General features: G+C 60.1%; 23 protein-coding genes and 1 pseudogene. 17 read left to right on the forward strand and 7 right to left on the reverse strand.

The features are described 5' to 3' along the window. The 4 genes and pseudogenes from ACIREA_RS05810 to ACIREA_RS05825 form a co-directional block, all read left to right on the forward strand. Positions 1-512 (forward strand): annotated as a pseudogene (locus ACIREA_RS05810) (hypothetical protein); the annotation flags it as partial. Positions 513-543: 31 nt separating this feature from the next. Further along, complete coding sequence (locus ACIREA_RS05815; RefSeq protein WP_397381319.1) at positions 544-762, forward strand: hypothetical protein; 219 nt, start codon at positions 544-546, stop codon at positions 760-762. Positions 763-779: 17 nt separating this feature from the next. Further along, positions 780-1,049 (forward strand): hypothetical protein, encoded by a 270-nt coding sequence (locus ACIREA_RS05820; RefSeq protein ID WP_397381320.1) that lies wholly within the window; start codon positions 780-782, stop codon positions 1,047-1,049. A 58-nt stretch (positions 1,050-1,107) separates the two neighbouring features. Continuing rightward, positions 1,108-1,584 carry a TlpA disulfide reductase family protein gene (locus ACIREA_RS05825; RefSeq protein ID WP_397381321.1) on the forward strand — a complete coding sequence of 159 codons (477 nt, stop codon included), beginning with the start codon at positions 1,108-1,110 and terminating at the stop codon, positions 1,582-1,584. Between the two features lie 12 nt (positions 1,585-1,596). On the opposite strand, the gene ACIREA_RS05830 is transcribed toward ACIREA_RS05825, so the two are convergent. Together ACIREA_RS05830 and ACIREA_RS05835 are read right to left on the reverse strand one after the other, a co-directional pair. Continuing rightward, positions 1,597-3,093: a PLP-dependent transferase gene (locus ACIREA_RS05830; RefSeq protein WP_397381322.1), complete on the reverse strand. Its 1,497-nt coding sequence runs from the start codon at positions 3,091-3,093 to the stop codon at positions 1,597-1,599. Positions 3,094-3,188: 95 nt separating this feature from the next. Next, on the reverse strand, positions 3,189-4,352 hold the full coding sequence (locus tag ACIREA_RS05835; RefSeq protein ID WP_397381323.1) for a trans-sulfuration enzyme family protein: 1,164 nt from the start codon (positions 4,350-4,352) through the stop codon (positions 3,189-3,191). Positions 4,353-4,428: 76 nt separating this feature from the next. Between ACIREA_RS05835 and pyrH the strand changes: the two genes are divergently transcribed. The 5 genes from pyrH to ACIREA_RS05860 all read left to right on the forward strand — a co-directional run bounded on the left by pyrH (position 4,429) and on the right by ACIREA_RS05860 (position 10,231). Beyond that, positions 4,429-5,166 carry a UMP kinase gene (gene pyrH, locus ACIREA_RS05840; protein WP_397381324.1) on the forward strand — a complete coding sequence of 246 codons (738 nt, stop codon included), beginning with the start codon at positions 4,429-4,431 and terminating at the stop codon, positions 5,164-5,166. A gap of 24 nt (positions 5,167-5,190) precedes the next feature. Beyond that, positions 5,191-5,757, forward strand: coding sequence for a ribosome recycling factor (frr, locus tag ACIREA_RS05845; protein ID WP_397381325.1), 567 nt, complete (start codon positions 5,191-5,193; stop codon positions 5,755-5,757). A gap of 16 nt (positions 5,758-5,773) precedes the next feature. Continuing rightward, the gene (locus ACIREA_RS05850) at positions 5,774-6,451 is read left to right on the forward strand and encodes a UDP-N-acetylglucosamine diphosphorylase (protein WP_397381326.1); all 678 of its coding nucleotides are present in this window, start codon (positions 5,774-5,776) and stop codon (positions 6,449-6,451) included. A 54-nt stretch (positions 6,452-6,505) separates the two neighbouring features. After that, the gene (locus tag ACIREA_RS05855; RefSeq protein ID WP_397381327.1) at positions 6,506-9,244 is read left to right on the forward strand and encodes a DUF6600 domain-containing protein; all 2,739 of its coding nucleotides are present in this window, start codon (positions 6,506-6,508) and stop codon (positions 9,242-9,244) included. A gap of 75 nt (positions 9,245-9,319) precedes the next feature. Next, positions 9,320-10,231 carry an alpha/beta fold hydrolase gene (locus ACIREA_RS05860; RefSeq protein WP_397381328.1) on the forward strand — a complete coding sequence of 304 codons (912 nt, stop codon included), beginning with the start codon at positions 9,320-9,322 and terminating at the stop codon, positions 10,229-10,231. A gap of 1 nt (position 10,232) precedes the next feature. Here the strand turns inward: ACIREA_RS05860 and ACIREA_RS05865 are convergent, their stop codons facing one another. Both ACIREA_RS05865 and ACIREA_RS05870 read right to left on the reverse strand, forming a co-directional pair. Next, the gene (locus tag ACIREA_RS05865) at positions 10,233-11,057 is read right to left on the reverse strand and encodes a hypothetical protein (protein WP_397381329.1); all 825 of its coding nucleotides are present in this window, start codon (positions 11,055-11,057) and stop codon (positions 10,233-10,235) included. Between the two features lie 155 nt (positions 11,058-11,212). Next, positions 11,213-12,841, reverse strand: a complete 1,629-nt coding sequence (locus tag ACIREA_RS05870) for a porin (protein ID WP_397381330.1) — start codon at positions 12,839-12,841, stop codon at positions 11,213-11,215. Between the two features lie 221 nt (positions 12,842-13,062). Here ACIREA_RS05870 and ACIREA_RS05875 point away from each other — a divergent pair, with 221 nt between their 5' ends. From ACIREA_RS05875 to ACIREA_RS05910, 8 genes are all read left to right on the forward strand, one after another. Continuing rightward, complete coding sequence (locus ACIREA_RS05875; RefSeq protein WP_397381331.1) at positions 13,063-13,962, forward strand: PstS family phosphate ABC transporter substrate-binding protein; 900 nt, start codon at positions 13,063-13,065, stop codon at positions 13,960-13,962. Between the two features lie 94 nt (positions 13,963-14,056). After that, on the forward strand, positions 14,057-15,991 hold the full coding sequence (gene pstC / locus ACIREA_RS05880; protein WP_397381332.1) for a phosphate ABC transporter permease subunit PstC: 1,935 nt from the start codon (positions 14,057-14,059) through the stop codon (positions 15,989-15,991). After that, positions 15,988-17,169: a phosphate ABC transporter permease PstA gene (gene pstA / locus ACIREA_RS05885; RefSeq protein ID WP_397381333.1), complete on the forward strand. Its 1,182-nt coding sequence runs from the start codon at positions 15,988-15,990 to the stop codon at positions 17,167-17,169. Before pstC ends, pstA begins: the two co-directional genes overlap by 4 nt. Positions 17,170-17,183: 14 nt before the next feature. After that, entirely contained in the window at positions 17,184-17,972 is a 789-nt protein-coding gene (pstB, locus tag ACIREA_RS05890; RefSeq protein ID WP_397381334.1) for a phosphate ABC transporter ATP-binding protein PstB, read from the forward strand. 3 nt (positions 17,973-17,975) lie between these two features. Continuing rightward, positions 17,976-18,764 (forward strand): phosphate ABC transporter ATP-binding protein PstB, encoded by a 789-nt coding sequence (pstB, locus tag ACIREA_RS05895; protein ID WP_397381335.1) that lies wholly within the window; start codon positions 17,976-17,978, stop codon positions 18,762-18,764. A 73-nt stretch (positions 18,765-18,837) separates the two neighbouring features. Then, entirely contained in the window at positions 18,838-19,572 is a 735-nt protein-coding gene (locus ACIREA_RS05900) for a hypothetical protein (protein WP_397381336.1), read from the forward strand. Beyond that, on the forward strand, positions 19,569-20,309 hold the full coding sequence (locus ACIREA_RS05905) for a type III pantothenate kinase (protein WP_397381337.1): 741 nt from the start codon (positions 19,569-19,571) through the stop codon (positions 20,307-20,309). The genes ACIREA_RS05900 and ACIREA_RS05905 overlap by 4 nt, the downstream gene beginning before the upstream one ends. A gap of 13 nt (positions 20,310-20,322) precedes the next feature. Beyond that, positions 20,323-21,261, forward strand: coding sequence for an ROK family protein (locus ACIREA_RS05910; RefSeq protein WP_397381338.1), 939 nt, complete (start codon positions 20,323-20,325; stop codon positions 21,259-21,261). Positions 21,262-21,312: 51 nt separating this feature from the next. On the opposite strand, the gene ACIREA_RS05915 is transcribed toward ACIREA_RS05910, so the two are convergent. The 3 genes from ACIREA_RS05915 to ACIREA_RS05925 form a co-directional block, all read right to left on the reverse strand. Then, positions 21,313-22,491: a DUF1080 domain-containing protein gene (locus ACIREA_RS05915; protein WP_397381339.1), complete on the reverse strand. Its 1,179-nt coding sequence runs from the start codon at positions 22,489-22,491 to the stop codon at positions 21,313-21,315. Positions 22,492-22,545: 54 nt separating this feature from the next. Then, positions 22,546-23,889, reverse strand: coding sequence for a sulfatase (locus ACIREA_RS05920; protein ID WP_397381340.1), 1,344 nt, complete (start codon positions 23,887-23,889; stop codon positions 22,546-22,548). A 60-nt stretch (positions 23,890-23,949) separates the two neighbouring features. Continuing rightward, positions 23,950-25,121, reverse strand: a 1,172-nt coding sequence (locus tag ACIREA_RS05925) for a response regulator (RefSeq protein WP_397381341.1), incomplete at its 5' end; no start/stop codon positions are given.

Raw genomic sequence — 25,121 nt, forward strand, 5'->3', positions numbered from 1 at the left:
TCAAACCGGAGCAGGTCATTGATCTGGTGAAGTATCTGCAAAGCGGGGCTGCCGGACCGGCTAAAGCCGGGACTGCAATACCCGGAGCGATTGAAGGCGAGGGGCTCAAGGTTCTGGCGAAGACTGGTGGCAATGCCAAGCCGCAGGGCATGGGTGCTTTCGGGGGTGAATGGAGCGGGGGCTCTCAGCTCTGGTGGACGGGTGCCAAGCCGGGACAGAAACTGACGCTGGCGCTGCCGGTGCAGGAGAAGGGTAAATACACGCTGAAAGCGGCGCTCACCCTGGCGAAGGACTACGGCATCATCGACGCGGCGCTGGATGACAAACCCGTGGCCACGGCTTGGGACGGCTTCAATGGTCCCAAAGTCATTCACAGTGATGAACTCGACTGGGGCACGCATGAGCTCAGCGCCGGGGAGCATCAGCTCACCCTCACGATCACTGGCAAGAATGCGGATGCGGTGCCGGGATACATGGTGGGGCTGGATTATGTGAGGCTGGAGAAGAAGTAGAAATTCGCTATTCTATTGCTAAGGGTAAACCATGACTGAAGAAGGCGAGCCAGCCGAATGTGTTTCACCAACATCTGGGTTGGTGGAGCAGCAGCGTTGGTACATGAAATTCCAGCAATCTTTGGCCAATGCGAGTGAAGCCGAGATGTTGACCAAACTTGATGCGGGTATCAAATCTCTGGATTCAAATCGAGGGATTCCAGCCTCCGAAGCATTTGCAGTGCTTCGTTCTCAAAGTCGAAATTTCTGACTGAGGTTGGATAACCCATGCGCGATCTTCATTCCACGAAAGCCATGTGGCTCAAGGGCTGGCTGTTTCTGCTCATTGGGCTGATGTCAGCCGCGATCCTGCTGGTGGAGAACTGGAGCTGGCGTACGGCGCTGCTGCTGGCTCTGTGCGTGTGGGGATTTTGCCGGGCGTATTACTTTGCGTTCTATGTGATCGAGCGCTGGGTGGATCCGCAGTTCAAGTTTAGCGGGCTGGGGCACTTCCTGACCTACCTGTGGCGGCGCCGGGGTGGAGGCATGCGAAATTAGTTTGCAAGGTCGGAGCCGTTTTCATTTAATCCTGACTGCAAAGGTATTTCCACCCACCATGAAAACGAAATTTACTTGGATTGTGCTGCTCGTTGGCAGCTTGTTTGCCATTCAGAACCTGCTTGCCACGGCCTCTAAAAACAATGTGGGCACGGTGGTGAAAGTGGACGGGCTTAAGTTTAAGGAGAAGACTTCCTCGTTTGCAGGCAAGCCTCTCATCGTGGAGTTCTGGGCCACTTGGTGCCCGCCTTGCCGCTCCAGCATTCCGCATCTCAATGAGGTTTACAAAAAGTATCAGGCCAAGGGGCTGGAGATCATCGGTGTCACGAATGAAGACCGCCCAACGGTGAGCAAGTTCCTCAAAGAGGTGCCCATCAACTATCACGTGGCCTTTGATTCCAATGGCAAGTTCAGCAAACCTTTTGGCATCAAGGGCATCCCTCATGCCATGATCCTCGACAAGGAGGGCAAGGTCGTGTGGGAAGGCCATCCCATGAGCCTGCCAGAAAGTGAATTGGAGACGGTCTTGAAGTAGCTCCGGCGGGGCTCAGGCCCTGGCCAGCGCTTCGTCAAAGCGTGCGATCAGGTCCGCGGTGTCTTCCAAGCCGGCGGAGACGCGGAGGAGCCAGCGGCTGACGCCGCAGCTCTCGGCCCAGTCGAGTTCATCGTAGTGCGCGAGGAGCGTGTAGGGGCAGGCGAGTGTGAAGTTGGTGCCGAGGCTCGGGCCTTTGGAGACGCGCAGGGCGTCGAAGACTCTGGGGCTGGTCTGCTCGGGGTTTTTGAGCGTGAAGGAGAAGAGGCAGCCGTAGCCGCCGTTTTCGCGGCGGATGTATTCGTAGCCGCTTCCGCCTTCGCTGCTGGCGTGCCAGACGCGATCCACTTTCGGGTGTGTGCGCAGATGCTCGGTGAGGGCCTTGGCATTGTGGCTCATCTTGGCGGCGCGCTGGGCGAAATCGCGGCTGTTGAGTTCCAGGGCCACGGCATCGCCGCGCCAGAGTTCGTGATCGGCATGGGCCGTCAGGAAGGCGGAGAAGGCCGCGTGATGCGGGGAGTTGCGGTTGAGAACGACGCTGCCAGCGAGGACATCGCCTACGCCGGAGAAGCTCTTGGTCAGGCTCGTCGTCACGACATCGGCCACACGGTGCGCATTCACGTGAGCGACGGTGGAGATGGTGTCGTCGATGATGATCGGGACGCCTTGTTGTGCGGCAGCACGGATCGCCAGCAGTCTTTCGAAATCGACGCAGCGGAGCAGGGGATTGCTAGGGGCTTCGCAGAAGATGCCTGCGATCGGCTCGCTTTGCAGCAGGGCGCTGAGGTCATCGTATTCGCTGTCCTTGATGAGCGGCATGAAATGCACGCCGGTGCCGAAGAACTGCTGGAGCTTCAGCACATCCACATAGGGGAAGTCGAGCTGCATGGTTTTGCGGCTGGGGAAAAGCTGCGTGAGCATGCGATGCACTGCAAAGTTTGCCGCCATGCCGGAGGGAAAGAGAAAGACGTCTTCGGGCTGCTGACCGGCCAGTTGCGCGATGCGCTCGCGGATGGTGCGGTTGGCGGCCTTGCCTTCTTCTACGCTGGCGGTGCTCTGGCGTTCGCCCAGGGCATCGCAGGCCTGGCGGGTGCTCACGCATTCGCCGCAGAAGCGCCAGAACTTGCGGGCCTGCACGTAGCTGTCTGCCGGAAACACGGCGACGCCGAGGTTATGCGCCGTCCATTCGACTGCGCGGCCGGTTCCGATGAACTTCACGCAGCGCTCCGCATGCACGACCCGTGGAAACACGAGGCAGCGCTCGCCAGCGGCGGCGAATTCCTTTTCGGCCGCAGCAAACAGCCGGGAGATGGCCGGCGGGCAGCAAAAGCGCGGGTAGCCGGACTTGAACTTTGAGACCACATTCTGGTCACCTTCCTCATAACCGATCACATGTTCCCACAGCGGCAGGCACACGGACACGCCGAGGTCGTGGTCAGGGATCGCTTTGCCGAGGTCTTCGGCATTGCAGAGAGGGTGGGTGAACAGGTCGGTCATTTTGGGGGAGGGCATTTTTCTTCACACAATGGTGTGAAGCAACGAGAATACGGGACGGCTTGAGAAGCAGCCTCTGCAACCACCATTTTTTCAGGTCAGAATAACTGCGGTCACTTCTTCTTCAGCGCCGCATCAATGTCCTTCCAGAGGTCCTCGACGTGCTCGATGCCGACGGAGAAGCGGACGAGGCCGTCGGTGACGCCGGCGGCTTCGCGGGCGTCTTTGGGGATGGAGGCATGGGTCATGCTGGCGGGATGGGCGACGAGGCTTTCGATGCCGCCGAGGCTTTCCGCCTGGGTGAAGAGTCGCAGGCTGCGGATGAAGGCGAGGGTGTCGGCGTAGCTGAGGCCGAAATCGGCGAGGAGCATGCCGCCACCGGCGGTCATCTGCTTTTTGGCCAGCTTGTGCTGCGGATGGCTTTTCAGGAAGGGGTATTTGACGCTCTTGACGCCTTTGCGCCCTTCCAGGCGCTGGGCCAGTTCGAGGGCATTGGAGCAGTGGCGCTCCATGCGGATGGCCTCGGTTTTGGCACCGCGTGAGATGAGCCAGGTGTCAAAGGGGCTGGGCTGCAGGCCGATGGCCTTCTGCGCGAAGATCATCTTCTCCTGCCATTCATCGGAATTGGTGCAGACGGCACCGCCGAGGGCATCGCTGTGGCCGTTGGTGTACTTGGTGGTGCTGAGGAGGGAAAGATCAGCACCGAGATCCAGCGGCTGCTGCAGCATGCTGGAGGCAAAGGTGTTGTCCATGGCGACAATGCTGCCCGCCTTGTGCGCGGCTTCGCTGATGGTCTTGATGTCCAAGATTTTCAGCAGCGGATTGGTGGGTGATTCCAGCCACACCAGCGCGGGCTTGAGCCGTGTGATGAGATCGTAGTTCTCCGGATTGGCGAGGTTGGCGTATTTGATTTTGACGCCGAAACGCTTCAGCACCTTTTCGAAGATGCGGTAGGTGCAGCCGTAGATCTGCTGCTCGGAGAGGATGGTGTCGCCGGTCTTGAGGGAAAACAGGATGGCGGAGATGGCGCTGAGGCCGCTGGCGAAGGCGGTGCAGTGCTTCGCGTTCTCCAGGCTGGCGAGCGTGGTCTGGAGGTTGCGGAAGTTCGGATTGCCTGAGCGGGTGTAGTCGAAACCGTTGGGATTCCCGGTCTCAAACGTCGATGTCATGTAGATCGGCGGGATCACGGCGCCGGTCTCGCTGCGGTAGTCCTGGCCCACGTGAATGGCACGCGTTTCGAAGCGTGCGTCGGCGGGGATGGTTGGGTCGTCCTTCATGAGGTGATGTGTGACATGCAGATTTAGCTTTGCAAGGCCCCTGCGCGCATGCTTTATGAGTTAAACCTGTTCTTTCATGCCTGACTCCACTGCTCCTCGAAAATTCCGTCGCGTTCTGCTCAAACTCAGCGGTGAAGCGCTGAGAGAGCCTGGCAGCCATGACAATATTTCCCCGCCCATCGTCGAAGACATGGCGGCGCAGATCAAAGCAGCGCATCAAACCGGCCTCGAAATCGCCCTTGTCGTGGGTGGTGGCAACTTCTGGCGCGGTGTGACCGCCAGCAACAAAGGCATGGAGCGTGCCACGGCCGACTACATGGGCATGCTGGCCACGGTGATGAATTCGCTCGCGGTGCAAAGCATGCTGGAAGCGATGGACGTGCCTACGCGGGTTCAAAGCGCCATCAAGATGGACAATGTGGCCGAGCCCTTCATCCGCCGCAAAGCGATGCGCCATCTGGAGCTGGGCCGCGTGGTCATCTTCGCCGCCGGCACGGGCAATCCGTTTTTCTCCACCGACACAACCGCGGCTCTGCGTGCCAGCGAGATCAATGCCGAGATCGTGCTCAAGGCCACGAAGGTCGATGGCATCTACGATTCCGATCCCAACAAAAACCCGGACGCCGTCAAATTCGACCGCGTCAGCTTTCACGAGTGCCTGACGCGCCAGCTCAAGGTGATGGACTCGACCGCTTTCTCCCTGTGCATGGAGAACAACATGCCCATCGGCGTTTTCAGCATGAACGAACCTGACAACATCCGCCGCGCGCTCATCGGCGAATACATCGGTACGATGGTCGATGCGAAAGGCTGATCAAACTTCCAACCCGACACTGATATGGACCCTGAATTGACGATGATGGAGGCCGAAGAGGCCATGACGAAGGCGGTGGAGCACGCCATCCATGAATTTGCCACCGTGCGAACGGGCAAGGCCTCGCCGACGCTCGTGGAAAACATGGACATTCATGTGATGAGCTACGGCAGCCACATGAAGCTGAAGCAGCTGGCCATGATCACCACACCGGATGCCCGGCTGATCCGCATCGAGCCCTTTGATTCCTCCACGCTGCAGGACATTGATCGCGCGATCCGCGAGTCACGCCTCGGCTTGAACGGCAGCATTGAAGGCAAGGTGATCCGCCTGCCGATTCCCTCCCTCTCCACCGAACGCCGTGAGCAGATGGTGAAGATGTGCAAGACCCTGGGTGAAGACGCCCGCGTGCGGGTGCGCTCCGCTCGTCGTGACAGCCTTGAAACCATCAAGAAGGGTGAGAAGGAAGGCTTTATCACCGAGGATGATCTCCACCGCATGGAGAAGGAAATCCAGGTCATGACCGACAAGAAGATCGCCGAAATCGACCAGCATGTGGCTTCGAAAGAAAAAGAGATCATGACGGTTTGAGCCGAACTCGTATCTGATGTTCCCCGCCCGCGACTACCTCGACCTCACCCACACGAAGCACGGCATCCTGTTTCCGGATGACTCGCCCGTGTGGACGGCGTTGGCGCGGATTGAATCCTATCTGGACTTTCGGTTGCAGCGCGAAATCCGCGTCCAGGTGCCACCGGGGGCGTTCATCGGCGAGGATGTGTTCATCGACGAAGGCACGACCATCGAGCCCGGCGCGGTGATCAAAGGTCCGGCATGGATCGGCCGCAACTGCCAGATCCGTGCGGGCTGCTACATCCGCGAGAATGTGATCATCGGCGACGGCTGCGTGCTCGGGAACTCCTGCGAATTCAAGAATTGTGTGGTTTTCGACGGCTGTGAGATCCCGCATTACAACTATGTGGGAGACTCGATCCTCGGCCACAAAGCGCATCTGGCCGCTGGCGTGATCCTTTCCAATGTGCGGCTGGACCGCCTGGAAGTCACTGTGAAGACCGACACGGATGTCATTCCCACCGGGCTGCGAAAATTCGGAGCGGTCGTGGGCGATTACGCCGAAATCGGTTGCAACAGCGTGATCAGTCCTGGCAGCATCATCGGCCGCCGCAGCATCATCTATCCGCTGACGCATTTCAGTGGTCTGCTGGAGGCCGATCTCATGCTGAAGACGCGGCAGACGCAGCAGGTGGTCAAGCGTAGGCGTTAGCAGTGGGATTGAATACAATTGGGTTCGTGAGAGTCAGAGCAACATCCCATATTTATGAAATCGCCCTTTCGCCTGCTTCTCGTCGTTTCAGCCGTTTTGTCGCTGGCGAGCTGTGACAAACCCCTGCCGCCTGCGGCTGCCGCACCCGTGACGGCAGAAACAGACAACCAGCTTGCTGAGGCGCGCGATGCCTTGCAGCGCCAGGCATTGGAGATAGAAACCAAGACGGCCTTGATGGACAAGCAGCTGGCAGAGATGGCTCAGTCCCTCAAGGAGCGTGACAATGCCGAACTGCGTGACTCATTGGACGCTCTGAAGCGGCAGAATGACGAGCTGCGTGTGCAGGCGGATGCCGCGCGGCAGCAGAGCAATGCCATCACCCAGCGCATCGTCGTCACGCCCCCGCCAAATGTGGTGCCGCAGCCCATGGCGCTGCCTGATTACTCGTTGTTCTATGACCGTCTTGAGCCGTATGGCCGCTGGTTTGAGGTGAATGGCTACGGCTACTGCTGGCGGCCCACCATCACCGTGGCGGGCTGGCGGCCTTATGTGGATGGCTGCTGGGTCTGGTCATCGCTCGGTTGGGCGTGGCAGTCGAACGAGCCCTTTGGCTGGGCCACGTATCATTACGGGCGCTGGGTGAATCTGGCGCGTTACGGCTGGATCTGGGTGCCGGGCAGCGAGTGGGCTCCTGCGTGGGTCGCGTGGCGTCAAAGCCGGGATTGCGTGGGCTGGGCTCCGTTGCCGCCGGAGACAGGCGTGTTCAGCGGTGCGTATCGTGACTGTGACTCACGCTACGGCCTCGGCCCCACCAGCTACACTTTCATCAACACGACCCAGTTTGTGAGCCCGACCTACATCAACATCTATGCGCCCGTGACGCGGCAGACCACGATCTTCCAGCACAGCGTGAACGTGACGCAGATCGTGCCCAGCCGCAGCCAGGGGCATGCGTTTGTCCATCAAGGTGGGCCGCCCCGTGGCCAGATGGAGCAGGCCTGTGGTCAGCCGGTGCCTCAGCGGCAGGTGCAATCCATGCACGCCGACCAGATGCCGACGCGCCCGCAGCATCATGGGCGCAGAGATGCGGATGCACCTGTGGCCATGGTTGAACTTCCCGCCGTGGCTCCCGGTGCCCATATGAGGCGCCCCGAAATCAAAGAGCGTATCCAAAAGCCGGTTTTGATGGGTGGATTTGAAGGCGTGCCACAGCAGGCGGCCAGGGAGATTCGCGAGAACATCGCCCAAGAGAAAAAAACGGCGGTGGTGCAACAACAGCCCCCGATGCGCGGGCACATGCAGCATGCCCCTGGCCGGCGTCCGGTCGAGCCACCGACTGTCGTCAATGCTCCGCCAGCAGTGCCGAACGTTCTGCCGCCGGAAACCGTGAGGCCTGCCAGCGCTCCTGAAAAACCTGCAATGGCTCCAGCAATAGCGCCGGTGGAGACGGCGGCGGTGCAAGAGCAGCCGGGGCAGGGGAGCATGCCACAAGGATCTCGTCGGCATTCACCTGAAGGACGGCCTGCGACGAACTCTCCAGCCCAGGAAACCGTGCGTCCTGCTGTCGCGGTAGAACCTGGCGCAGACGCGGCGAGAGAGCCTAGGCGGCGTGGCCAGCCCGGCATGGGGGTCCCACAGGCACCGAATGTGCCGCCTGAGAGCAAGGTGGTGGAAAACAGCGCTCCTGCCGCAGCGCCATCCACACCCTCCGTGATGCCTGCCGTGGTGGAGAACAAGGCTCCTGAACCTTCGGCTGCCCCAGTGGCGCCTGTTGTTGAGCCAGAACGGACCGCCGCACCAGCCGTCATGCCGCAGCCGCCTGCAGAACCCAGTGTTTCACAGCAACCAGTAGCTGCCGAATCTGAAAGAACGCGCATGCATGCTGGCCGGGAACAGGCCCAAGCCGCCGCCATGGAGCAGCGCCAGCAGCAGGAGATGCAAGAACGTGGGCAGGCAGAGAAAAGAGCCGCTGAACAAGCCGCCGCGAATGCCGAAGCGGAAAAGAGCCGCATGCAGGCCACCGCTGCGCAGCAGGAGGTGCTGGCGGCCCAGCAGCAGCGCATGGCCGCCGATCAAGCCGCCGCCGAGACAGAAAAAGCGCGCCAGCAGGCCGCTGCGACTGCCGCCCAGCAGCAACAGGAGATGGCAGCGCAGCAACAGCGTGCCACGGCTGAACGCATGGCTTCCGAACAGGCCGCTGCCGCAGAAGCAGAACGGGTTCGCCAGCAGACTGAAGCCGCAGCCATGCAGCAGCGACAGCAGGAGGAAGCCACCCGCCGTGCCGCTGAGGAGCAGCAAATGAAGGCGCAGCAAGAAACCGAACGCCGCACTCAAGAAATGGCGGCCCAACGCCAGGCCGAAGAACAGTCCCGACGCCAGCAGGAGGCGGAAATGCAGCGTGTGCAGGAGCAGGCCCGCCGTGTGGCTGAAGAACAGCAGATGCGCGCCCAGCAGGAGGCTGCACAACGGGCGCAAGAAATGGCCCAGCGTCAGGCCGAAGAGCAGGCTCGTCGTCAGCAGGAGGCGGAAATGCAGCGTGTTCAGGAACAGGCCCGCCGTGCGGCTGAAGAGCAGCAGATGCGCGCCCAGCAGGAGGCCGCACAACGGGCGCAAGAAATGGCCCAGCGTCAGGCGGAAGAACAGGCCCGGCGTGCCCAAGAGATGGCTCAGCGTCAGGCAGAGGAGCAGGCGCGTCGTGCTCAGGAAGAAGCTCAGCGCGCTGCTGCGGAGGCCGCGCAGAGGGCTGCTGCCGAAGCTGCGCGCAATCAGCCGCAGCCTGCTCCCGGATCGTGATCCGATGCGATGATGCGCCTTGCCCGTCACAGTTCCTGATTGTCATGCGGCAGGCAGGCACGGTAGAATTTTGGAATGCGCTGGCTGCTGCCCCTTTTCCTGATCTGCGGTTCGTGGGCAGTGCATGCGGATGAGGTCGTCCGGGTCACCTGGAAGACTACGCACGCGGCAGCGCCGCCTCAGTTCAGCCGTCCGACGGCTGATTTCCTGCCGATGTTTCGGCTGGCGCTGACCACGCTGCCAGAGTCTGCGATCGTCGCCCTGGCTCTGTCACAACCAGCGATGCTTGGACTGACGCCTGCGCAGGCTGCCATGATGCGTCCTTTGGTGGCGGAGCGTTATGCATTGATCGCCAAATCACCGGCGTACTCCGTTGTGGCTTCGGCACTGCCGTATTGTTTTGCGGAAAAACGTCCGCAGGAAGGGCTGGCGCTGGTCCATGTGCCCACGGGTGCGGATGCGCGGACGCCGGTGCTGCTGTTTCTGCACGGTTATGGCGGCAGTTTTCTCTGGTATCAGCAATTGCTGGCCGAACATTTTACTTCTCACATCATCATCTGCCCGGCCTACGGCATCAATACCTCCACCATTTCCAGCGAGTATGTGCAGGAATGCGTGCAAGCCGTGGGAAAACGTCTGGGGCGACCGGTGCGAAAGCCGGTTTTGGTGGGACTGTCAGCGGGAGGTTTTGGTGCCTGTGATGTGTACACAAAGCACCCGGAACGCTTTGACCGCCTGATCTGCATGGCGGCTTATCCGCCTGAGAACCTGCTGCTGAAATTTCCGCGTGATGCGAGGGCTGCCTTCATCGCCGGGGGCAGCGAGTACTTTGTGAAGTCGGGTGATTTTGCCCGACGCATTGCGAAAGTGCGACAAATGGCACCAACCACGCAGGAATTCACCGTGCCGCAGGCGGATCACTTCTTCCTGCTCAGCCACACGACGCTGACGATGGCCAAGCTGCGCGAGTGGATGCCCCTCCCCTAATTCACACCCGCAGCATATCTTTCACGACCTGCCAGTAGAGGAAGATGCAGCCGCGCCAGGAATAGCGGAATTCGCCGTTGCCGGTGGGTTCGATGACGCCGGCGGTGATGTTGTGGTCAATGAGCACGCTCATGTCGCGTTCAATATAGGCGTGGAGATACTCAGTGTCCTGCAGCGCCAGGTCTTCGGAGCGGATGCCTTCGGCGTGGAGAAAGTTTTCATGGCGCTCCAGCAGGTCTGAGAAGGAGCCTGCATGGGTGAAGCGGTTCAGGCGCTGCTTGGGGGAGTGCTTCATCGTGGCGGCGAAGGGGTAGTTCGTCGTGGTGAAGGTGACTCCGCTGGTGGTGCGTGAAGTGAGGCTGACGTAGGAAAAGCCAAAATCTCCCTGCTGCGCCAGCGCAATGGCGGCCTGCATGCGTTTTTCCGCATGGTAGAAGAGCCGCATGAAGTAGTCCGTCTGGCTGAACTTCCAGCCGGTGTCGCCGACTTCGGTGAATCCGTCATCATCCGCCTCGCTGCTGAGCTCGGAGAGTTCAGGGAAGACCTCGCGGGAAGGGGGGAAGCGGTGTTTGACCTCGCTTTTGATGGGGAAGCGCAGCCGCCGTACGCGGAAGACGATTTCCATCCATGGCAGCATGAACCAGGCGCCGACAAAGATGGCGCCACCGATGTGCGAGTAGGTCAGGTAGTAGCCGCCGAGATAGGAGGCGCCCAGCAACGCCAGCCAGCCCAGCTTCTGAATGAAGCGGTTGTTGAAGGAGCGGCAGGCGATGGCAAAAACGATGACTGCCGCAACATACAGAATCTGCTGGAGTGTGGTTTCCATGAGGCCGCTGATTTTGAAGCGAAGGTGAAACTAAAGGATGAGGTGAGACAAAGCAACCCTGCATCCGTTCGTCCTAAGCGCCTGAAAACGAAGAGGCCGGACGCACTCCCGATGCATCCGGCCTCCCACTCAACCTTAACCAAAAAAATGAGCGCTTAGAAATTGACCTGGGCCTGCAGGCCGAGGTAGTCGTAATTCACATTGTTGTAGGGAGCCACGTTCGTGTTGGTGCGCATGCCGTGCATGTACATGGCCGTGAGTTCCAGCTCCGGGTAGGGGATGAAGCGGAAACCAATGCCCACTTCGTTGACCTTGTCCTTGGGAGCGTTGGCGGCAAATTTACGGCCACCATTGTAGCTCTGCCAGCGGGCGAAAGGAATGATTTCGCGCTGGTTGGCAAACACGTGGCGGTAATTCGCCTGCACATAGCCGCCGCTCAGACTGGCGGAGGTGATGGTACGCATGTCATTGGAAAGCTGCGGGCCTTTGCCCCAGTTCCATTCGGTTTCGATGCCGAACGGCTGAGGGTACAAGATGGCGGAAATGCCGACGCGTGCATCGGTGAAGCCACGGTTGGCTCCGTTCCCATTGGCAGGTGTGCCCACGCCGGGAATGTTCGCCGTGGTGGTGTTGAATTTCCCAGCATAGCCCTGGACACTTAGCTCGAGGAATTGACCGTTGTCGAACTCGAAGGGATAGGTGGCACGGGCCGCCCAATGCGGCTGTCCGTTCGTGTCCGGCTTGTTGATGCCTTGGCCGGAAAAAGCACCAAAGGCGATCATGCCATAGTCACCCGAACCGCGCAGCCCCATCTTGACGAGGTTTTTGAAGCGTTCGCGGATCTCATAAGGGGCATACATGTAGTAGACGCCAAAGTCACGCTCACTTTCCACCGCCGTGCTGAGGGCTTCAGGGCGCTCCAAGGCGAGCCGATTCTGGGATGATTGCAAGATGGAATGGCCATAGGGGACTTTGGACAGACCCAGGCGAACGCGATGTTCACGGGCTGGATCGAGGGAGACGTCGGCGTAGTAGTCGCGTGCCTGCACACCGCCATTGCCATTGACGCCGCCAAACAAGTCAGCCTGGAAATAGAGGTAGACGTGGTTGGTCAGGTCACCACTGAAGGCCAGACGGCCGCGGCGGATACCGATGCTCGACTGGTCATTGGCAAACGAGTCATTCTGAACATGCAGCTGACCGCCATCTTCGTACATCACGGAATCCGCACGCACCTGCAGGTAGCCCTTCATTTTCAGGCGCTCGTACCATTTGTCGGCCAACAGGGTGTCGAGCTCTGCTGCAGACATGGTTGAGGGGGAGGTGTTGTCGGTGATCTTGGAGATGTCCTCAATCTGCCCACGGGTCGTGGAAATGACGTTTTCGAGATCGCCCACCTTGCTCTCGGTCTGGGAGAGGCGTTTTTCCAGCGTGGTACCGCCAGCGCGATTCAAGGCATTTTCAAGATTGCCCACCTTGTTTTCGGTCTGAGCCAGACGCTTTTCCAGAGCGGAGGTGTTTGTCGTTGGTCCGGCTGCAGGAGCCGAAGCTGTTGGCACCGGAGCGGCTGCCACTGCGGCTTTGTCCCGCTCCTTGTCCTCTTCGCGGGAGGCGGCGACCAGCAGGTCATACTCCTCCTGGCTCAAGGTGCCTTTGGCCTTCATGATGGAGAAGAGCTTTTCCATTGCCGGGCCGGCGGCAACTGGCAAGGATGGGGGCAGGGCGATGACCACGGAGGCGATAGCCGCCAGGACGCGGGAAATGCGGGAATGTTTGATGCGCATGTTTGAGGTGTGTCAGGTGAGTTGAAGAAGCCTTCCGGGGGATGTGGCATCTCCCGGGAAACGAATGTCACATGACTGTAACCGGAATCCCCTGCGAGATCCTTAATGTGACGCTTTCGTCACGAACTAGAGTTATTCACATGGCAATTGGCTCTTGAGAGGAGGCGGATGGCTCGATATTCTGTTTGTGACGCTTTCGTCACAGTGTGCATTTTGACCACTTGCCCCCTTCCGCCAATATCCGCCCCGTCACCCGCGAACTGCCGGCGGACAAGCTTATCGTCCTAATCTATCCTACAACCCTCATGAAGATCGCCTTCCTTACCCTTGTCACCACCCTGACTGCAGCGCTTTCGCTTCAGGCTCAGACCACCCTGCGCATCCGCGGATCCGACACGCTCGGCGCCAAGCTCGTCCCGCAGCTGGCGGAATCCTTCAAGAAGCAGGGCGGCAAAGTCAGCTTTGACATTGCGGCAGAAGGTTCCTCCACGGCTTTCACGAATCTTGCCTCCGGCACGGCGGAAGTGGGCATGTCCAGCCGCAAGGTGAAGGCGGACGAGCGTACGCTTTGCCGCAGCAAGGGCGTGACCCTCACGGAATACGAAGTCGCCTGGGACATGATCTCCGTCGTGGTGAACAAGAACAACCCCGTGTCCGATCTCTCCAAAAAACAGCTGCTGCAGATCTTTGCCGGTGACATCAAGGACTGGAGCGAAGTCGGTGGCACCCCCGGCCCCATCTCGGTTTACACCCGCAACACTTCTTCGGGCACTTACAAAGATTTCATCGGTCTGGCCATGAAAGGCCGTGAGTATGGCAAAAACAGCCAGAAGATGGCTGGGAATGAGCAGATTGCCGCTGAGGTGGGCTCCAATCCGAACGGCATCGGTTATGTCGGCTACGCTTATTCGGGTGCGAAGGGCATCAAGGTGGTCTCCATCGCAGGCGCCTTCCCCAGCCCTGCGGCGGTGAAGTCCTACCCGCTGTCCCGCCCGACTTTCTTGTACACCAGCGGCGAGCCAACCGGCACCACCAAGGCCTTCATCGACTTCTGCCTCAGCCCTGCGGGCGACGCCATTGTCAACAAAGCGGGCTTTGTCCCACTTAGCATTGCGAAATAACTGTTGATTGACCGATTGAAAAGTCCGGCGGAAGAGACGTGTCTCGACCGCCGGATTTGTTTTCAATTCCGGTGCATTCTTCCCTCATAGCCGCATGAACAGCCTCCCGACGCCCAGCAGACCGCCGCTGCGCAGCGTGCTGCTCAGGAGTCGCAAGCACACCATTCTTGGGGTTGATCCCCAGAAGCTGATCAAATATTTCTTCGGCAGCAATGCCAGCGTGGCCATCATCGTGCTGGTGCTGATCATGGTGTTCCTGCTGCGTGAGGGCATCGATTTTCTGCCTACCTACCAGCGGGAGCTGCAAACCTATCGCCGTGCGGGCCTCGAGTTTTGTGACATCATCGACCAGCCGTTGCAGCGGAATCAGGCGCTTTCCAGCAGTCTGCGGCAGGCGGTCAGTGCTTCCTTGGAAACGCTGAGCAAGCCTGCGCGTGACCGCCGTGATGCGGCCTTTTTACTCAAGCGGCAGGTGGAGGACAAGACCGCCCGGCAGCGCGATTCGCTCACACAGGCGCTGGAAAAGACGCCTCCCGCACCGGAGCAGATCGAGGTTTTTCGCCGTGAACTGGCTGAGGCGTCCGCTTCTGCTGCGAAAGCGCTGGAGTATCCAGCTGTTTTCAGTGCCGCAGAACGCGAGCAATCGCAGCGTGAATTCTCTGCGCTCACGCCCGAAGTCACTGATCTGCCGCCGCTGGTGCAGGCGCTTGTGGCAGAGTTCAGCACCAAAGACCGCGAAGCACGCACGAAATTTGCTGCGCTTGTGACGGCGCAGGAGGAATTTGAGGAAGCCACGGAGCCGCTTCAAGAAGTGGTGGACGAGCTCAAGGCGAAAGCTTTGGAGACGAAGGAGAAAGCCGTGGAGTTTGAGGTGCTGGAAACCAACCGCCTGCGTCTTCTTGAAGCTGCCGCCACGGAAACCGATGCAAAAGAGAAAGCCAGTCTGACCAAGGAGGCGGAGGAATCCGTGTCTGAAGCCGTCAATCTGGAGGAGAGCATCAAGGAAATCACCTCACGCGCCGCCGAACTGCGTGAACAGGTCGAAAAATATGCCGTGGTCATTGAAAAGGCCGCTGCTGATCTGCCCAAAGACGCGGGCACCGGAGCCGCCCGCACGCTGGTCAACGATGTGCGTGAAGGGATTCCTGCGCATGCTCATGAAATGCGGGCCGCGGCTGGAAAGCTTGAAGGCTGGAGCTGGGACAAACCCGTTTCCATATTCAGCGTCATTGGCGCCTTCTTCTTCGGCACCCAATGGATCACGAACAGCTCCTGGCAGGATTTCTTTGGCTTTGTACCGCTGCTGACCGGTTCTCTCGTCATTGCCGCCATTGCTATTTTGATCGCCACGCCGGTTAGTGTGGTGGCCGCCATTTATACCAACCAGTTTGCCAGTGAACGGGAGAAGGAGCTGATCAAGCCGGTGATCGAGTTCATTCAGGCCATTCCTTCGGTCGTGCTGGGTTTCATCGGCATCTCGCTGGTGGGGAATTTGATCAAGGACGTGAGTGAATGGAGCTGGCTGCAATGGGTGCCCGGCTTCCCGATTCAGGAACGGCTCAACATGTTCAATGCGGGCTGCCTGCTCGCCTTCATGGCCGTGCCCACCATGTTCAGTCTCTCGGAAGATGCGCTGAACAACGTGCCGCGTGCTTACATTGATGCGTCTGACGCACTCGGAGCCACCAAGCTGCAAACTGTCTTCCGCGTCATCGTGCCGGCTGGCATCTCCGGCATTCTCTCGGCCATTTTGCTGGGGCTGGGTCGTGTTGTGGGTGAGACGATGGTGGTGCTGCTCGTCGCGGGCAACCGCATCGCCATTCCCGACTTCAGCGCCGGACCCGGCGTTATTTTTCATCCGGCACACACGCTGACCGGCATCATCGCGCAGGAACTTGGCGAGGTGTCGCGTGGCAGCTCGCACTGGCAGGCGCTGTTCATGGTCGGCATCGTGCTGTTTGCCATCTCGCTGCTGGTCAACTGGTGCGCCCGCGCCGTGGCCCGCCGCTTTGAACCCCACAAGGCATGACCCCTGTCCCCACCAACGACAATCCTTTCGCCGGCGACAACTCCGGCATTCAGCAGCGCGAGACCGCTGCGCGCTGGGCCTTGCGCATCGGCAGCTACATCGTGGTCATCATCACGCTGGCGATCATGCTGCACATTTTCGTCAAAGGCGCGCCGGTGGTGTTCCAGTCGAAGTGGCCGTTTGTGAACACGCAGTTTCTCACCGAACTGCCCGCCACGCTGCACGTGATCGAAGACCAGCAGGGCAATCACATTGAAACCGATGTGAACGGCGCCGACGCAGTTAAAAAGAAGCTGGGTGACAACTTCCGTGCGGAAAAAACCATCTCCTACTCCGGTGGCGGTATCTTGGGGCCGATCGTGGGCACGGCGTTGCTCGTGGTTGTCAGCGTGGGTGTGGCGCTCTTCCTCGGCGTCGCTTGTGCGATCTACCTCAGTGAATATGCCAAACACGGCAAGTTCCTCGAAATGGTTCGGCTGGCGATCTTGAATCTCGCGGGTGTGCCCTCGGTCGTGTTCGGTTTGTTTGGTCTGGGAGCGTTCGTTTTGACCGCACCGACGTTTGTCGATGTGCCGGCAGATCGTTCCGTGTTTTCCATTCCGCTCGGCTTCACCACGTTGAGCTTTGAAGGCTGGGACACTTGTGTGCTGTCCGGCGGTTTCACGCTGGCCTTTGTCATTCTGCCCGTCATCATCACTGCGAGCGAGCAATGCCTGCAGGCGGTGCCGCAGGGCTTTCGTGAGACGAGCATGGCACTGGGTGCCACGCGCTGGCAGACCATCCGCTACAGTGTGCTGCCCTTTGCCACTCCCGGCATTCTGACCTCCAGCATCCTCGGCATCGCCCGTGCGGCCGGTGAAACGGCTCCGATCATGTTCACCGCTGCGCTGGCTTTCAAGGACAAGCTGCCCTGGCAGAAGGACCTGCCGCCGCTGCCCGCCGATGCATCGATCTTTGCGCACTGGGAGCAGAGTGTGGCGCGCTTCTTCGGCATCTTCACCGAGTCCGTGCAGGCCCTGCCGTATCACATCTACACGCTTGCCGCCAAGATCCCGCAGAACGAGTACGCGGAGCGTGCGCAGTACGGGTCTGTTTTCGTTTTCCTCGTTCTGGTCGCCTCACTGGCCGCCAGCTCCGTGATGCTGCGCAAACGTCTGCGCGCCAAGTATCGCTGGTAATTGCTTCTCTTTTCATGTCTGCCGATCCCACCGCCCAGTCCACACCGCCACCTGTCGTCCAGGTGCGTGACATGGATTTTTGCTACGGTACCAGCAAGGCGCTGTTCGACATCAATCTGAAGGTCGAATACCACCGCGTCACCGCGCTCATCGGGCCTTCGGGCTGCGGCAAAAGCACGCTGCTGCGCTGCATCAACCGCATGAACGACCGCGTGCCCAGCGCCCGTGTGACGAAGGGTGAAGTGCTCGTCAAAGGCAAGAACATCCACGATGCCGATGTCGATCTCACGCAGTTGCGCAAGCAGGTCGGCATGGTGTTCCAGAAGTCGAACCCCTTTCCCAAAAGCATCTACGAAAACGTGGCTTACGGCCTGCGCATCCACGGTGAGAAAAACAAAAGCGTGCTCGATGAAGCCGTCGAACGCTCGCTGACGCATGCCGCGCTGTGGGAGGAGCTCAAGGACCGTCTCCATGCTAATGCTCTCGCTCTCTCCGGCGGCCAGCAGCAGCGGTTGTGCATCGCCCGTGCCATCGCCACGGTGCCGGACGTGCTGCTAATGGACGAGCCCTGCTCCGCGCTTGATCCTATCTCGACGCTCAAAATTGAAGAGCTGATGCACCAGCTTGCCCACGAATTCACGGTGATCATCGTCACCCACAACATGCAGCAGGCCGTGCGTGTCTCGGACTACACGGCCTTCCTCCACCTCGGCAAGCTGGTTGAGTTTGCCCCCACGGAGGAGCTCTTCACCAATCCGCGCGAAAAGCTCACCGAGTCTTATTTGCGCGGCACTTTCAGTTAAAAAATGGCCGCCGAAACTCCAGCTCCCACTGCCGCAGAGCCGCTCATTCAGGTGGAGAAGTTCAACTATGCCTATGGTGACAACCAGGTGCTCTTTGACGTCGATCTCAACATGCGCAGCGAGGATGTGACGGCCCTCATCGGACCGTCCGGTTGTGGCAAGAGCACCCTGCTGCGTTCCATCAACCGTATCAACGACCTCGTGGACTCCGCCCGCGTCGTCAGTGGCAAGATCAAGATCGACGGCGTTGATCTCTATGCGCCTGAGGTCGATGTGATCAGCCTGCGCCGGAACGTGGGCATGGTCTTCCAGAAGTACAATCCCTTCCCGCGCTCCATCTTTGAAAATGCCGTTTACGGACTGCGTGTCGCCGGGATCAAAGACCGCCACGATCTCGAAGAAGCCGCCGAACGCAGCCTGCGCTCCGCCGCCTTGTGGGATGAGGTGAAGGACCGCCTCCATGAAGTGGCCACCGGTCTTTCCGGCGGCCAGCAGCAACGTTTGTGCATTGCCCGCGCCATCGCCCTGCAGCCGCGCATTCTGCTGATGGATGAACCCTGCGCCGCGCTCGATCCCATCGCCACCGCCCGCATCGAGGAACTGATCCATCAACTGCGCGGCCAGTACACGTTTGTCATCGTCACGCACAACATGGAGCAGGCGAAGCGCATCGCCGACCGCACCGCGTTCTTCTACAAAGGGCGTCTGATCGAGGAGGATGAAACGATGAACATCTTCAATCACCCGCGCGATCCGCAGACTGAGGCCTACATCACGGGCCGGCTGACCTAAAGAGGCAGGCTCTGCGGCAGGCCCGCATACCCCGAAGTTGAAAATATTGTTTCTTGCAGCACTGTGGTGGCGCATGAAACTCCGTCCCTTCGCCTTGTTCCTACTCACAGCCAGCGTTGTCCACGCCGGCGTGGAGGTGGACATCGACAAATTCGGCGAGAGTCTTGGCGGGTGGACGAAGGAGAAAAAGAAGGCAGCCGAGTACAAATTCTCCGAGGTCGATTTCCGCACCTACAAGCCCGAGGTCACCACCGCGCCTGATGGCGGCGTTTTCATCTCCGTGCGAGTGGACCACCTTCGCGGCATGTTCTCTTCCGATGACCATGCCAGCATCGAGATGAGCTTTGCGCCAGACGGCACCCTCCTTTCCTCCCAGGCTGCCATTTCCATTCAGGCGCGCCGCATCAGCAGTGACATGTTTCGTAGCGGCGGCAGTTCCGCCGCCAAGGCTGCTGGCGAACTCGCTGGCGGCACTGTGGAAAAAGCCGCCAAGCTCAGTAGCAACGTCTTCGCCAGCCTCGCCGGCAAGCTCCTGCGGGAAAACGTCACCGAGCCGGGCCGCATCGCCTACCCCTCCGCGTTGCGCCACAATTACAATCTCCTGTACCAATGCGTGAAATTCGTCAAGGACCCGCCCAAGGCCCTCGTCGTGGAAGGGGATCCTCTTCGCCCCAAACCTCCAGAGCCCAAAGGCGCTCCTGAAGGCATGTTCAACGTGAACACCTTTGGCGAGGCCCCCAAGGAAGGGGACAAAAAAGAAGAGAAGAAGGAAGAGGCCAAGAAGGAAGCCGAGACCGCCAAACCATGAGCCGGAGGCAGTTGCTCATTGATGTCGGCAATGGTCGCACCAAGTTTGGTCTAGCCACGAGTGAGGCGATTCTCGAACGCCGGGAGCATGCCACGCGTGAGCTTTCGCCTGATGCCGTGCGTGCGGTCACGCAGGGCTGGCAGTTTGAAAGCGCGGTCATTTGCAGTGTCGTGCCAAAGGCGGTGCCTGCGTTTCGTGAAGTGTTGGGCGACCAGCTCATCGAACTACGGTATGACACGCCCATGGGCATCGGCATTCGCTACCCGAAGCCCGAGAGCATCGGCCCAGACCGTCTGGCAAATGCCGTCGCACTGGCACACATGCATGGCGCACCCGGCATCGTGATCGACTTCGGCACGGCGGTGACCTTCGACATCCTCTCCGCAGACAAGTTTTACATCGGTGGTGTGATCGCGCCGGGACTGCGGCTGATGACGGATTACCTGCATGAACGCACCGCCTTGCTGCCTCGGGTTGACCTTCGTGAGCCTGCCAGTGCCATCGGCCAGTCCACGGAGGGGGCCATCCTCGCCGGAGCTGCCATTGGCTATCGCGGCATGGTCAAAGGCATCCTGGAGGCGTTGAAAAAAGAGCTCGGGGGGCAGAAGGTCAGCATCGTTGCCACGGGGGGGGACGCGGAATGGATCATTTCCGGCATGGGCGAAGACATCTTCACGGACCCTGATTTGACCTTGCACGGACTGCGTTTGGTGGGCAATCTCCGCGCCCCGCTTTGAGGCGGGACGCGTTATGGCTGAAACAGACAAAACTTCCATCGGCATCGACTTCGGCGGCACCTCCGTGAAACTCGGTGTGTGCCGTGGCGATGAACTTCTCGTCACTGACGAGCCCATCCCCACCACGCAGTTCCATGGGCCTGCCGCACTCATTGGGGAGATGGCCGCACGCGTCGCGAAGCTGCAAAAATCGTATCCCGCCATCTGCGCCATCGGTGTCGGCGTTCCCGGCCTGGTGGATTTTGATCACGGTTTTGTGCATGAGCTGACGAACGTCCCCGGCTGGAAGCATGTGCCGCTCAAGACCATCCTCAGCGAAAAGACCGGTTTGCCCGTGCTGGTGGAAAATGATGCGAATGCGATGACCTATGCGGAGTTCCGACATGGGGCGGCACGCGGTCTGAAAAACGTCATTGGTCTCACGATGGGCACCGGCATTGGCGGTGGTCTGGTGCTGGATGGCAAGATGTTCCGCGGCAGCGGCTTCGTGGCGGGAGAGATCGGCCAGATGAGCATTGATTACAACGGCAAGGCCGGTCATTACGGCAATCTGGGTGCGCTGGAAAAGTACACCGGCAACCAGCAGATCGCCGAGCATGCCGTGCTGCGCTACTCTGAGGCGGGCATCGAGAAGGACATCGCCGACTGCACGCCCAAAAAGATCGCTGACGCAGCGCAGGCGGGAGATGACATTGCTCGCCAGATCTGGGGCGAAGTGGCCGACTGGCTCGGCACCGCGATCTCCAGCATCGCGTGGCTGCTCAATCCCGATGCCTTCGTGATCGGTGGCGGTGTGGCCCAGGCAGGAGACCTGATCTTCACGCCGCTCAAAAACAAGGTGCAGAGCATGCTCAGCACCGTGGTCTGGGAGCGCCTGCAGATCCTGCCCGCACGCTTCAGCAACGAGGCCGGCATCATTGGCAATGCCGCGCTGGCGGCGGATGCGGTGTAATGTAAGCCCTGTTCCTGTGGAACAGGGCTTTCTTGTTACACAGCAACAAGGCTACTTTTTCTTCGGCTTTGGCTCCCAATCCTCCACCTTGATGATGGCTTCCAAATCCTTCTTGGCGTCAATGTCTTCCGGCAGGATTTTGAACTTGGTCAGGTAACGCAGCGCCTTGGCCACCTGCAGGATCTCGTTCTTCTTGGTGTCGATCTTGTCGGCGGGCACCTCTTTCATTGCGCTGGCGAAATCACGCACGGTGGCGACGGCAAACTCACGGGCTTCGGCATTGTCCGCATAGCAGAGGGATTCAAAGTAGTGCAGCATCTTCTCGATGCCTGCGAGCTTGGCGGCAGATTCGCGGATGTTTTTGGCGATCTCCGCGCGCTTGGCCGTGGTGGCGGCTTCGGTCATGTGGCTGGTCTCACCGCCGTCGATGGCGCGCTTGGGCAGGGGGCGGTACCAGATGTTGCGATAGCGCACCGGATTGCCGTGGTCCTGCAGCTTGAGGGGGCCTTGATCAGGGAAGGCTTTCGGGGACGAGCGGCGCATGTGGCCGCCGCCGCCTTCAAGCGGCGTGTGGTCCTGGGTGAGCACGCCGTTCACGAAAACGGTGATGTAGCCGGGATCGAGTTCCTTGCCGTCTTTGAAGATGGGGCGGCGGAAGACGATGTCATAGGTCTGCCATTCACCGGGAGCACGCAGCGGATTCGCCATCGGCGGATTAATGCCGTAGATGGAAGAAGCCATGCCATCGGGGTAGCTGGGGTTGTTGTAATTATCCAGCACCTGCACTTCGACCTGGCCCATGAGGAAGACGCCGCTGTTGCCACGGCCCTGGCTGTTGCCCTCGACCTTGGAAGGGGCGCTCCATTCGATGTGGAGCTGGCAGTCGGAGAATTCTTCCTTCGTGCGGACATAGCCGCTGCCCGGCACGCATTGCAGCACACCGTCTTTGACTTCCCACTTCGTGGGCTCGGCAGGTGTTTTGTCGGCCTGCCATTTTTCGATTTCCTCCGGCTTGCCGCCGAAGAGAATGACCGCATCCGATGGCGGCGTGCCCGGCTTTTCCTGAGAGCTGAACGTGCCCGGCTCCACGCGCACGGGCTGCGGACGGTTCATGTCATGAATGGCCCATGGATGCGTCGCATCCGGCGGATCGCCGTAGAACGCGCCATCAGCGAGCGCAGCGGTGGTGAGCAGAGACAGTGCGAGAGTTTGAAGCGTGGGTCGGTTCATGGTGGTGGAGAGAGGTAGATGGGAAGGCGCTTGGAGCAATGAGGATTCGCACGCTCACTTCACCCAGATCTCACGTTCGGTGGCGTCGATCTCGGCCTCCCAGGCTTTGAGTTTCGCTTTGAGGCCGGCGAGGATGTCGGGGTGCTGGTAGCCGAGATCGGTGCGTTCGCCGATGTCGGTGTCGAGGTTGAAGAGCAGGTCCATGGAGTTGCCGTCGTTGATGTATTTCCAAGGCCCCTGGCGGATGGCGCGCTGCTTGCGGTTGGAGCGGTCGATGCGCCAGAAGAAGGTGCGCTCCACGGGTTTGGCCTCGCCGGTGATGAGCGGCAGCAGGTTGATGCCATCGAGCGGCTTGGAGGCTGGCTCGGTGACTCCGGCGACGGCGAGGAAGGTGGCATGCAGATCCATGGTAATCGCCATTTGCGAGGTGACCTTGCCCTTTGGCAGTTTTCCCGGCCAGCGCATCAGACAGGGCACGCGGATACCCCCCTCCCACACGGTGGCCTTGTGATGGAACAGTGGCAGGTTCCGGCTGAAGCGTTCTCCGCCGTTATCGCTGGAGAAAACGACGAGCGTGTTATCAGCGAGACCGTGTTTTTCGAGTTCGGCCAGGATCATGCCGACGCCCAAGTCCATGCGTTCGACCATGGCCTTGTAGATCGCGCGGCTGCCTTTGAGCATGCTTTCCTTGGTGACCATGGGGGTCTCAGGCGCATCGGGTGCTTCAAACGGCGAGTGCACGGCAAGATGTGGGACATACATGAAAAACGGCGCCGACTTGTGGTCGCGGATGAACTTCACGGCGCGTTCGTTGACAAGGTCGGTGAAGTAGCCGTTGCGTTTCACCGGCTCCAGGCCGTCGCGCAGGGCATAAGTGCCATCGTAGTAGGTGTGCTTGTAGTAGTCAGCGTGGCCCAGGAGTTCGCCGAAGTATTCGTCGAAGCCGCGCTTGGTGGGGTTGTACTCGTCTTTGTAGCCGAGGTGCCATTTGCCAAAAGCGCCAGTGGCATAGTTCGCGGTCTTGAGCCGTTGGGCGATGGTGGTCTCTCCCAAAGGCAGGCCGAGTCCGTGGATGTCCGGCTCTGGTACCCATGCGTCCTTTACGCGACGGAACTGCTCGACCTGATAACCAAAGGCGAACTCAATGCCACAGCGCTGCTGCCAGCGCCCAGTCATGAAGCCCGCGCGCGTCGGTGTGCAGACGGGGGCGTTGGCGTAGAAGTCGGTGAACTTCACGCCTTCCGCGGCGAGGCGGTCGATGTTTGGCGTGGCGATGTCCTTGCAGCCCATGCAACCGAGATCGCCGTAGCCAAAGTCATCCGCGAGGATGAAGACAATGTTGGGCTGCGCCGCGAAGAGGGCGGGGCAGCAGAGCAGGAAAAAGAAGAAGGTGCGCATGGCCATCATTTAACGACGGCTCGCTGCGCACCTTCCAGACAAGAGGTTCCTTTTGGACGATCAGCCGTTCGGCAGCAGACGCTCCCAGAGGATGTCGTTCATGAGGACGTTCGTGATGAACTCGCGGCTGCTGTCAACGGCGGCCACCGGGGCCGGAGCCACGGCGGGCACGACGATGTCGAGGATGAGGCCCTTGGCAGTGCGCTGGGACGTGATGCGGCCACCGAGATGGTAGGCGAGGAAGAACGCGCCCATGAGGGTGAGGCCGGGTCCATCCGTGGTGACATCGTCGTGAGTGAAGAAGGGATCAAACACGGAGCGCAGCACATCGCTTGCGAGTCCAGGGCCGGTGTCGATGAGGGTGAGATGCAGCGCTCCAGCGTCGGCGGCCTCGGCCGCTGTTTTGGCAGAGAGGGTGACCTGGGTGCCGGAGGCAAGCAGCGCCAGCTCTGTCTGAAGCAGCAGGTGCAGCATTTTTTCAAACGCAGGGCGGCTAGCCTGAAGGGCTGGGAGTGCTCCAGCAGGTTCAAATTTCAGCTCGATGCCTTTTGCAGTGAAGGCGGCACGCTGTTGGTCAATCAATGCCTGAATCACATTTGCCGCATCCATCTTGTGCTCAGCACCGGAGGCGGACTGCAGTTCACCAAGGAGATCGGCGATGCGGGCGGCCTGGCGCACCACATGCGCGTGGAAGTCACGCCAGAAGGTGGCCTGACGCAGGCGGTCGAGGTCAAAATTCTGCTGGCCGAGTCTGCCTGGCGTGATGTCCAGGAAGGCATGTACGGCGCGCAGAGGCTGGTTCAGCTTCTGGTTCAGCCCGGCTGCCACGACCCCCAGACCCATGACGCGGTCGGTGATGAGAAGGTTCTGCAGCACGGAGAGTTTTTCCTGGAGCAGTCCGTCGCGCTCCTGCTGGAGGATGTAGAACTCCATGGCGCGGTGCAGGGTGTTGCGCACATCGTCCATCTGGATGGGCTTGGAGATGTAGCGGAAGATGCTGCCGAGGTTGACCGCATCGACAGTGACATCGTAGTCGGCATAAGCCGTGACCATCATGCGGACGAGGCGTGGGCGGAGCTGGCGGGCGCGCTCAAGCAACTGCACCCCTTTTTCCCCAGGCATGCGCTGATCAGACAGCAGTACGCCGATGTCCTCACCATGCTGCTCGATGAGCTTGAGCCCCTCGGCCGCACTGATGGCGGTGAAGATGCGGAATTCGTCTCCGAATGTTT

Origin of the sequence: Prosthecobacter sp., assembly GCF_044373815.1 — a bacterium.
In the GTDB taxonomy this organism is placed as follows: domain Bacteria; phylum Verrucomicrobiota; class Verrucomicrobiia; order Verrucomicrobiales; family Verrucomicrobiaceae; genus Prosthecobacter.